Raw genomic sequence first — 10,052 nt, 5'->3', positions numbered from 1 at the left:
AAAGAAAAATTGGAGCAGATTGGTTTACAACATATACCCTATAGGGTATATTGTAATTAACAATAACAAACAACAAGAAAAGGGGAATCATTCTATGTTATTACGATATTTCTATGATGATAAATTAGCGCACGCATCTTATGTTGTAGGCTGCCAGGCAACTGGGGAAGCGGTAGTGGTAGACCCGATGCGCGATATTAACCCATACGTTGAACTAGCTAAAAAAGAAAACCTGAAAATTGTCGGAGCACTTGAAACGCATATCCACGCAGATTTCGTTTCCGGATCGCGCGAATTGGCTGACCGTTTCGGAACTAAAATGTATATTTCGGATGAAGGCGACAAGGATTGGAAATACCAGAACTTAGATAACGTCAGCCACCAATTAATGAAAGACGGCGATAAATTCAATATCGGCAATTTGGTCTTTGAAGTGATGCACACCCCTGGCCATACACCGGAAAGCATCTCATTCATCTTGACGGATACAAAAGCAGCTGATTTGCCGCTGGGAATCTTCACAGGCGATTTTGTCTTTGTCGGCGATGTCGGCCGCCCGGACTTGCTTGAAAAAGCGGCAGGCATCCAAGGCACTTCAGCAGCCGGAGCCAAAGATATGTTCAAATCGATTGAACGCTTTAAAGATCTTCCGGAGTATTTGCAGGTTTGGCCGGCACACGGCGCAGGGAGTGCCTGCGGCAAGTCGTTGGGCGCAGTGCCTTCCACTACTGTAGGATACGAAAAGTTATTCAACTGGGCGTTTCAATTCAAAGATGAAGAATCGTTCACGGAAGAGTTGCTGGCAGGACAGCCGGAACCGCCGTATTATTTCGCGGTCATGAAATCGGTCAACAAAGTAGGCCCTGAGTTGATTGCCAACTTGCCGGAACTGAAACCGATCGATCGATTAGACGATATCAAAAACTTGCTGGAACAAGGCGAACAAGTCCTGGACTTGCGCCCGGCAGATGCCTTCAGCCAAGGATTTATCCCTGGCACGATCAACATTCCATTCAATAAATCATTCTCGAACTGGGCAGGATGGGTCGTCGATTATAAAAAACCGGTTTACATTCTGGTAAATCCTGAAGCGCTTGATGAAGTAGTCATCGCATTGCATTCAATCGGCATTGACGAAGTTCTTGGCTACGCGGATGCAAATGCAATCATCGCTCAAGCAGATAAATTGGATAAATACGATAACGTGACCATTGAAGAAGCAAAAGAAATGATCGACAATGGCGAAGCCAATGTACTCGACGTCCGAAATAAAACGGAGTATGATGAAGGACATATTGAAAATGCCGATCATATCATGGTTGGTACGTTGAAGAACCGTTTGGAAGAAGTCGATGCCAGCAAAACTGTCATTGTCCATTGCCAAGGCGGAGCCCGTTCAGCGATTGCAACCAGCCTGCTGAAAGCGAAAGGCATCGATAACATCGTCAACATGCCTGGCGGATATTCAAAATGGTCGACTGAAGTAAAAGCGTAACTGACACGATAAAACCGAACCGCCGGAACTATTCCGGCGGTTTTAAGATGCAAAGGAGCAGGTGAGTGGATATGTCAATACCGATTACATTACTGGCGCTGCTGCTTGCAGGCAGCGGCTACCGCAGATTCATGCCGCTTCGCGGAATGAAAAAAGAATGCCTTGAAGATGTGGATTCCAATTTGTTGACGATTCTGGATATCCGTCCTTACAATATCTCGAATGAAGAAGTGCCGGGAGCTATAAACTTGCCATTTTCCTATTTAATGCGCAGCCATAAGGAAATTCCGGATCAGCCGATACATTTAATAGCATCAGATGCGATTGAGAAAAATTTAGGTGCACGCTTCTTACAGAAAAAAGGCTTTAATGTAGTGAGCTACAGCTTAACTGGACAAAACAGCAACAGCGATATGCGCGTACCGTGCAATTGATTAAAAGGATTCCATCCCACCCGATGGATTCCTTTTTTTGTTTCTGGAAAATCTTCACATTGACATGAGGGAAACAGCGATGTATATTTTGTGTAACCGGTTACACACCGACACAAGAATGGAGCCAGGGAAATGACAACCATCAGAGACGTGGCTAAAAAGGCTGGAGTATCAGTAGCGACAGTTTCCCGTTTTCTAAATGGAAGCGGTTACGTCAGCGCGGACGCAGCAAAAGCCGTTACTTCAGCAGTTGATGAATTGAAATATGAGTTAAACCCGGTTGCGCGGTCGCTGAACACCAAGCAATCGAATTTAATCGGCCTGATCTTGCCGGACATCACCAATCCGTTTTTTCCTGAACTCGCCAGGGCGGTTGAAGATGTTGCGCTGACATACGGCTATACCGTGGTGTTATGCAACTCGGATGAAAACCCGGAGAAAGAGAAAAATTACTTGAATACCTTAAAGAAAAAATACATTGCCGGCTTTATCGTGACATCCAACCAGCTGGATGCCCCGCATTACGCCAATATGGCCTTGCCGATTGTGGCGCTTGACCGTGCCATTAACGACAAAATCCCGACGGTGTCTTCCAATAACCGGGAAGGAGCAGCGATGGGCACGAATGCACTTCTGGAAAGAGGCTGCAAAAACATCCTGTTTTTGAGGGGACCGAATGAGCTTAATCCTGCAAATGAACGCTATCAAGGATTCATGGACGCCATTGAAGCATCGGGTGCAAAATATCATGTGGTGACGTGCCCATTCCATTTTTCGGAATCACAGAAAATCACAGATGAGTTTTTAAAGGCGCATAAAGAAATAGACGGCATTTTTGCCAGCAGTGATGTATCTGCGGCGGGTGCATTGAAAGCGGCGGTGACACTCGGCATCAAAGTGCCTGAGCAATTGCAGATTGTCGGTTTTGACGGAATCGCGATGGGAGAAATGCTGTCGCCCGGCCTATCAACAGTGGCGCAGGACGTGTACAAAATGGGAGCGATTGCAACACGGGTATTGATCAAGCGGATTGAAAACCAGCCTGTCGATCAGCATTTTTATGAAGTGCCGGTGCAATTGAAGCTTCGCGGAACAACAAAGGGAGTGGCGGAATGATTACAGTAGTTGGCAGCATAAACATGGACTTAGTCGTAAGGGCAAATCGCTTTCCGAAACAAGGCGAGACAGCTTTAGGGGATTTGTACACAACGATTCCTGGGGGCAAAGGAGCCAATCAGGCAGTTGCAGCTGCACGCCTTGGTGAGGCGGTTCAAATGATCGGAGCGGTCGGAACCGATGCTTTCGGCGATGAGCTGTTGAAAGGCTTGGCTTCTGAAAATATTGATATCGGTATGGTGAAGCGTGTAGATGGGACGAGCGGCATTGCGAACATCCTATTGTCTGAAGGCGATAACCGCATCATCGTCGTGCCGGGGGCAAACCACGCTATTGAAGCGCATGAATTGGAAGCGCTTGAATCCAAGCTCTCAGCGAGCGACATCGTCATCCTGCAATTGGAACTGCCGATTCCAGTCGTCCAAAAGACGCTGGAAATTTGCCATAAACATAATGTGCCGACGATTTTGAATCCGGCGCCGGCTGATGCCTATACAAAAGAGTTGCTGCCATACGCCACTTATTTGACGCCGAATGAAACAGAGGCGGAAGAAATCTTTGGTGCAGGCTGGGAGCAGTCAATTGAGCAATACCCGAACCGCTTGATCGTCACATTAGGCAAAAAAGGGGCAAGATATTTTGACGGCCGCAAGCATGTCTTGGTAGAGGGTTTTGAAACACAAGCGATCGATACGACTGGTGCAGGTGATACATTCAATGGAGCATTTGCTGTGGCATTGGTAGAAAACATGCCTTTCGAGGAGGCTGTGCGCTATGCCAATGCGGCTGCATCGCTGTCGGTTGAAAAATTCGGGGCGCAAGGCGGAATGCCATTCCGGCAAGAAGTGCTGGAGCGTATGGGAGATGACAAAAAATGAAAAAGCATGGCATGATCAACCGTGACATAGCGGCGGCTTTAGCTGCATTTGGACATACAGACCTTCTTGTTATCGCCGATTGCGGATTGCCGATACCGAAAGGCATCCAATGCATCGATTTATCCTATCGCATCGGCGAACCTTCATTTCTTACAGTGCTGCAGGCAGTGTTGGAAGATTTCCAGGCAGAGGCAGGTTTTATTGCCCGGGAAATAACTGAAGAAAATCCTGAAGTCGAATCCGGCATCCTGGAACAGGTCAATGCCGCATACATTACGCATGATGAATTGAAGAAAATGAGCAAAGAGGCAAAGCTGATTATCCGAACCGGTGAAGCGACGCCGTATGCCAATATTGTTCTTCGTTCTGGTGTGATCTTTTAAAAAGGCAGGTGAATCCCGATGATTAAAATGACCAATATATCCAAGTCATTCAGCGGCAACCAAGTATTGAAGAATGTCCAGTTCTCATTGGAGCCTGGAGAAATCCATGCGTTGATGGGCGAAAACGGCGCCGGAAAATCGACGCTGATGAAAATACTGACCGGCATTTACTCGCGCGACAGCGGAACGGTGGAAGTGAAAGGCAAAGAAGTCCATTTCACTTCGCCAAAGCAGGCAGAAGACGCTGGAATTGCTGTGATCCATCAAGAGTTGAACATTCTTCCCCATTTATCGATTACAGACAATATGTTTCTGGGAAACGAAGAGACTTTCGGGCGAAGCGGGATCATTAAAACCAAAACTATGGAACAAAAAACAAAAAAAGCGCTTTTGGATTTAGGGTTGGACATCGACCCGGCAGCGCCTGCAAGTTCGTTATCGGTCGGCCAGCAGCAGATCGTCGAAATAGCGAAAGCGCTCGCTGTCGAAGCGGAAGTGATCGTCATGGACGAGCCGACAGCGGCATTGACCGACCGGGAAATCGATACGCTGTTTGCCACTATACGTGAACTGCAGGGACGGGGCGTTTCGTTCATCTACATTTCGCATCGCATGGAAGAAATCTTTTCGCTTTGCGACCGCATCACGATTTTGCGGGACGGGGAATATGTCGGGGATAAGCGGATTGCGGAAACCTCATTTGAAGAAATTGTTCAGATGATGGTCGGCCGTGAACTCGGTGAACGCTTTCCGCAGCGCAATGCCGCCATCGGCGATGTCAAATTGGCTGTAAAAGGCTTGAGCCGCAAGGATTGCTTTGAAGACGTCAGCTTTGAAATTCGCCGGGGCGAAGTGTTATCGATTGCCGGTTTGATGGGCGCGGGGCGCACCGAAGTGGCGCAATCGATTTTTGGCTATAAGAAAGCGGATTCAGGCTCAGTCGAGTTCGATGGCCGCGCTGTGAAAATCAGAAATCCGAAGCAAGCGAAAGAATTGGGCATCGGCTATATAACGGAAGACCGCAAGAGCGAGGGGCTGATTGTCGATTTCACTGTCGAAGAAAACGTCAGCTTGACTAATTTCTCTGCGATTTCGAAAAACGGCCTGATTTCCAAGAAGAAGGAACGCTCGTTATACGACAGCATGGTGAAACGCTTGGGCATTCGGACTTCAGGGCCGGAGCAAACGGCAAAATCCTTGAGCGGCGGAAACCAGCAGAAAGTGGTCATTGCCAAATGGCTGGGGATTGCACCTGAACTGCTGATTCTGGATGAACCGACACGCGGTGTTGATGTCGGGGCGAAGAAGGAAATCTATTCAATCATCAATGAACTTGCAGAACGCGGAGTGGCGATCTTGATGATTTCCTCGGAACTGCCTGAAGTCATCGGGATGGCAGATCGCGTGCTGGTCATGCACGAAGGAAAAGTGGCAGCTGATTTGCCGAAAGCTGAAATGACCCAGGAACGAATTATGCATTTTGCTGCAGGAGGCGGGAACCATGAAGTTAAAGAACAGTAATCAATCGTTGCTTCAAAAGATCGGTCCATTTATCGGATTGATTGTCATCGTATTAATCTTTTCAATTTTAGAGCCTGGATTCCTATCCATGAATAATTTGCTCAATGTGCTGAGACAGGTTTCTTTTAACGCATTGATTGCATTCGGCATGACCTTTGTTATTTTGACCGGCGGCATCGATTTATCGGTCGGCTCTATCTTGGCGCTGACCGGCGCAGTCAGCGCGGGTTTGATCGCAAGCGGAATCGACCCGATTTTCGCCATGCTTGCGGGCTTGTTGCTCGGGGCCATCCTTGGCGCAGTCAATGGCTTCATCATTGCCAAAGGGAAAGTGGCACCATTTATCGCGACGCTTGCGACAATGACCATTTACCGGGGGCTGACGCTCGTCTATACAGAAGGCCGCCCAATCTCAGGGCTTGGCGATAACGCTGCGTTCCAAATGCTTGGCAAAGGCTATTTTTTTGGAATCCCGGTTCCGGTTGTGACCATGCTTATCAGCTTCGGGATTTTGTATTTCATTTTGAAGAAAACGACGTTCGGACGCCGCGTTTATGCGGTCGGCGGCAATGAAGAAGCATCGATTCTGTCGGGCATCAACACAGACCGCATCAAAATCTACGTTTACTCGTTGACGGGATTATTATCAGCATTGGCGGCGCTTATGCTGACTTCCCGCTTGAACTCGGCGCAGCGACGGCAGGTGAAATGTTCGAACTTGATGCGATTGCAGCTGTCGTCCTCGGCGGCACCAGCTTGACCGGTGGACGCGGATGGATTGTCGGAACATTGATTGGCGCGCTGATCATCGGCGTATTGAACAACGGTTTGAACATTATTGGGGTAACCTCCTTCTTCCAGCAAGTGGTGAAGGGTGCAGTAATATTATTGGCGGTTCTCTTGGACCGTAAAAAAACAGCATAGGGAGTGTTGAGAAATGAAAAAGATTCAATTATTGTTGGTGTTGTTGGCAATGCTTATTTTGGCAGCATGTTCGATGGAAGCACCAGGCTCAGAGTCTGAAGAAGAAGGAAGCGACGGGGAATCAAGCGGGGAATTTAAAATCGGGTTCTCGATTTCTACATTGAACAATCCATTCTTCGTTACATTGAATGATGGCGCAGAAGCGAAAGCGGAAGAACTTGGCGCTGAATTATCGGTTGTCGATGCACAGGACAATGCTTCAAAACAAGCAAGTGACGTAGAAGATTTGATCCAGCAAGGCGTAGATTTGATCATGATCAACCCGGTTGACTCGGAAGCTGTAACGGCTGCAGTAGAATCAGCGAACTCGGCTGGCATTCCCGTTATTACAGTTGACCGCAGTGCAGCGGGCGGCGAAGTGGTTTCACATATCGCATCAGATAATGTTGCGGGTGGTGAAATGGCAGGGGAATTCCTAGTATCATTAGTTGGCGAAGGTGCTTTAGTTGCTGAACTTGAAGGCGTACCAGGATCTTCTGCGGCACGTGAACGCGGCGAAGGTTTCAATAAAATCGCAGCGGACAGCCTGGAAGTGGCTGCTAAACAAACAGCTAACTTCAACCGTTCAGAGGGATTGACTGTTATGGAAAACATTCTTCAGTCGAACCCTGACATAACGGGTGTGTTTGCCCATAATGATGAAATGGCTTTAGGGGCTCTTGAAGCAATTGAAGCAGCTGGAAAAGACATTACAGTTGTCGGCTTTGATGCGACAGATGACGCTGTGAAAGCAGTGGAAGAAGGACGTTTGGCAGGAACGATTGCGCAAAAACCGCAATTGATCGGCGAAATGGCAGTGGATGCTGCAGTGAAGTCGCTTAACGGCGAAGAAGTGGAAGCATCGATTCCGGTTGAGCTGGAATTGATCAAAGAATAACGGAAGCCCGGCATCGCGAAAACGCGATGCCGTTTTTTTATTCAGGCAGGGCTGAATAGGCGCCTTTGGTAAAGGGCTTTGCTATACTGACAGTAAAAGAACCTGAGGGCGGAGGGATTGGATGAGAAACACCTGGAAGCTGAAATATGAAGATCACAGCATTCACGTAGAAAATACAATGTTGAGCGATAAACTCTACGTCGACGGAGTATTGCAGGATGAACATATTGGTCTGCACTTGAGCTCACGGCTTTATGGAAAACTGAAAAACAACCGTGGGGAATGGGAAGACATCAAAATTTCACTGTCAGCCAAATGCCCGAATACAGAATGCCGAATTTTTATCGGCGAACGCCTTATCTATTCGACCGGCCTGCAATGGAATATGTGAGTGATGAAACCGAGCCGCAAAGCGAAATGCTTTGCGGCTTTTGCGTTAGGTTTATCGGTCTATGCACAAGAGTAAAACAATCAATTGATTATATAAATTATGGAACATATTCCTATTTAATGAAAATGTACTAAGTAGTTGGAATCATTTGTTAAAAAATCAGAAAATTCTTTCTCCTGGTATGCTATGATTTTTTCATCACTAGGAAAAAGGGGCTGGAAAAGTGGAAAAGAAACGTGCATTGAAGTGGGGGGTACCTGTTGTACTGGCGGCTGTATTGGCTGTATCGCCTATCCAAGGTGAAAATGCCAATCAAACAGCTGGAGCGGATGATGATTATGCGGGACTCGCAAATGACATCAATTTATTGCTTCAGGACAAGCGCCTCGATGGTGCAACGACAGGTGTCAGTATTCGCAAAGCAGAGACCGGAGAAGTGATCTACGACCATTTCGGAGATTCCCGGTTGACGCCGGCATCGAACACAAAATTGTTCAGCGGGGCGGCAGCGCTGGAAACTTTGGGGGAAGATCATCGTTTCAGCACAGAAATACATACAGATGGCCAGCTTAAAGGAAAGGTTTTACAAGGGAACCTATACTTGAAAGGGAAAGGCGATCCGACGCTGCTGCAAAAAGACTTCGAGGAATTTGCCGCTGAGCTGAAAAGCCAGGGCATTGAAAAAGTGAAAGGTGACCTTATCGGCGATGACACATGGTATGATGATGAACGCCTTTCTGAAGACATTACTTGGAAAGACGAGCGCTATTATTACGGCGCTGAGGTGTCGGCTTTGACGGCTTCGCCGAACGAAGATTACGATGCGGGCTCTGTCATTGTAGAAGTAAATCCAGGTGGTGCGCAAGGTGCAGAAACTGCAGTGACGCTGACGCCGCATACCGATTACGTCAACATCATCAATAACACGACGACAATAGCGGCTGGCGGCAAGAAAACAGTTTCCATCATCCGCGCCCACGGTTCAAACGACATCATCATCGAAGGCGAAATGCCGCTTGAAGGTTCACGTACGCGAGAATGGATCGCTGTGACGGAACCGTCAGGCTACGCTTTGGACTTGTTTGAAAATGCCTTGGTTGCAGAAGGAATCGAATTGATCGGAAAGCATGGCATGAAGATGGGCGAGGTCCCGGATGGTTCGACGTTGCTGGCTGAGCGCGAATCGATGCCTTTGCGTGAGCTTTATATTCCGTTCATGAAACTGAGCAATAATGGACATGCTGAAGTGCTGGTGAAAGAAATGGGGCAGGCGGTTTCCGGTGAAGGAAGCTGGGGCGCTGGGCTTGAAGTGGTTGAAGACGTTGCTGTAGACCTCGGCGTGAATATGGACACGGTCCAGTTGCGCGACGGCTCGGGTATGTCCCACGTCAACCTGGCCCCTGCAAATGAAATTTCGGCTCTTCTCCACGGAGCGCAGCAGGAAGAATGGTTCGGTGCTTACTTGAATTCGCTGCCGGTAGCAGGCGTTCCTGAACGCTTCGTAGGCGGAACACTCCGCAACCGCATGAAGACAGGGGAAGCAACTGGCAATGTCACCGCTAAAACCGGAACATTGACTGCTGTTTCCGCATTATCCGGATACGCGGAAACTCGCAGCGGGGAAAAATTGATTTTCTCGATCCTCATCAATAACGATCTCGCCACTGTGACACCGATTGAAGATGCCATTGCATCAGCGATAGCGGAATACGGCGAAGAATAATAACTGCTATCCCGATAAGCGATCGCTTATCGGGATTTTCACCTGTTAGGAAACAAGGAGAGCTGTTGAAAATCGCTCCGGACGCTCAGGGCATGGCTCCCGCAAAAAGCCAGGCAAGGTGCGCCTGTCTTCCTGCTTCGCCTAGCCCGTGGCCGCGCCGGCGCTAAAATAGTATGTAGAAGAAAGAATCACTCTCAAACACTTTCTGATGTTTGTATGTTGATGGCGTGGTTACACTAGAAGCTTAGAA

Annotated in this window: 9 protein-coding genes and 1 pseudogene; all 10 read left to right on the top strand. The window is 48.1% G+C overall.

Features of this window, described 5'->3' with window-relative positions; translation table 11 throughout:
- The first annotated feature begins 94 nt into the window (after window positions 1-94).
- Window positions 95-1,495 carry an MBL fold metallo-hydrolase gene (locus EGV91_RS15810; protein ID WP_135505386.1) on the top strand — a complete coding sequence of 467 codons (1,401 nt, stop codon included), beginning with the start codon at window positions 95-97 and terminating at the stop codon, window positions 1,493-1,495.
- 71 nt (window positions 1,496-1,566) lie between these two features.
- The gene (locus EGV91_RS15805; RefSeq protein ID WP_135505392.1) at window positions 1,567-1,929 is read left to right on the top strand and encodes a rhodanese-like domain-containing protein; all 363 of its coding nucleotides are present in this window, start codon (window positions 1,567-1,569) and stop codon (window positions 1,927-1,929) included.
- Window positions 1,930-2,061: 132 nt separating this feature from the next.
- On the top strand, window positions 2,062-3,045 hold the full coding sequence (locus EGV91_RS15800) for a LacI family DNA-binding transcriptional regulator (RefSeq protein ID WP_135505384.1): 984 nt from the start codon (window positions 2,062-2,064) through the stop codon (window positions 3,043-3,045).
- Window positions 3,042-3,923 (top strand): ribokinase, encoded by an 882-nt coding sequence (gene rbsK, locus EGV91_RS15795; protein WP_135505382.1) that lies wholly within the window; start codon window positions 3,042-3,044, stop codon window positions 3,921-3,923. Before EGV91_RS15800 ends, rbsK begins: the two co-directional genes overlap by 4 nt.
- Window positions 3,920-4,306, top strand: coding sequence for a D-ribose pyranase (rbsD, locus tag EGV91_RS15790; RefSeq protein WP_135505380.1), 387 nt, complete (start codon window positions 3,920-3,922; stop codon window positions 4,304-4,306). The genes rbsK and rbsD overlap by 4 nt, the downstream gene beginning before the upstream one ends.
- An 18-nt stretch (window positions 4,307-4,324) precedes the next feature.
- Window positions 4,325-5,827, top strand: coding sequence for a sugar ABC transporter ATP-binding protein (locus EGV91_RS15785; protein ID WP_135505378.1), 1,503 nt, complete (start codon window positions 4,325-4,327; stop codon window positions 5,825-5,827).
- Window positions 5,808-6,751, top strand: a pseudogene (locus EGV91_RS15780) (ABC transporter permease subunit). The gene EGV91_RS15785 and the pseudogene EGV91_RS15780 overlap by 20 nt, the downstream one beginning before the upstream one ends.
- A gap of 13 nt (window positions 6,752-6,764) precedes the next feature.
- On the top strand, window positions 6,765-7,688 hold the full coding sequence (gene rbsB, locus EGV91_RS15775; RefSeq protein WP_135505376.1) for a ribose ABC transporter substrate-binding protein RbsB: 924 nt from the start codon (window positions 6,765-6,767) through the stop codon (window positions 7,686-7,688).
- A 121-nt stretch (window positions 7,689-7,809) separates the two neighbouring features.
- Window positions 7,810-8,079 carry a hypothetical protein gene (locus tag EGV91_RS15770; protein WP_135505374.1) on the top strand — a complete coding sequence of 90 codons (270 nt, stop codon included), beginning with the start codon at window positions 7,810-7,812 and terminating at the stop codon, window positions 8,077-8,079.
- Between the two features lie 223 nt (window positions 8,080-8,302).
- The gene (gene dacB, locus EGV91_RS15765; RefSeq protein ID WP_135505372.1) at window positions 8,303-9,802 is read left to right on the top strand and encodes a D-alanyl-D-alanine carboxypeptidase/D-alanyl-D-alanine endopeptidase; all 1,500 of its coding nucleotides are present in this window, start codon (window positions 8,303-8,305) and stop codon (window positions 9,800-9,802) included.
- Window positions 9,803-10,052: the final 250 nt, after the last annotated feature.

The sequence above is a fragment of the Planococcus koreensis genome, from assembly GCF_004761975.1.
Lineage (GTDB): Bacteria > Bacillota > Bacilli > Bacillales_A > Planococcaceae > Planococcus > Planococcus koreensis.
The sequence above is the reverse complement of the archived record's forward strand: the minus strand, read 5'-3'. Positions and strand labels throughout refer to the sequence as shown.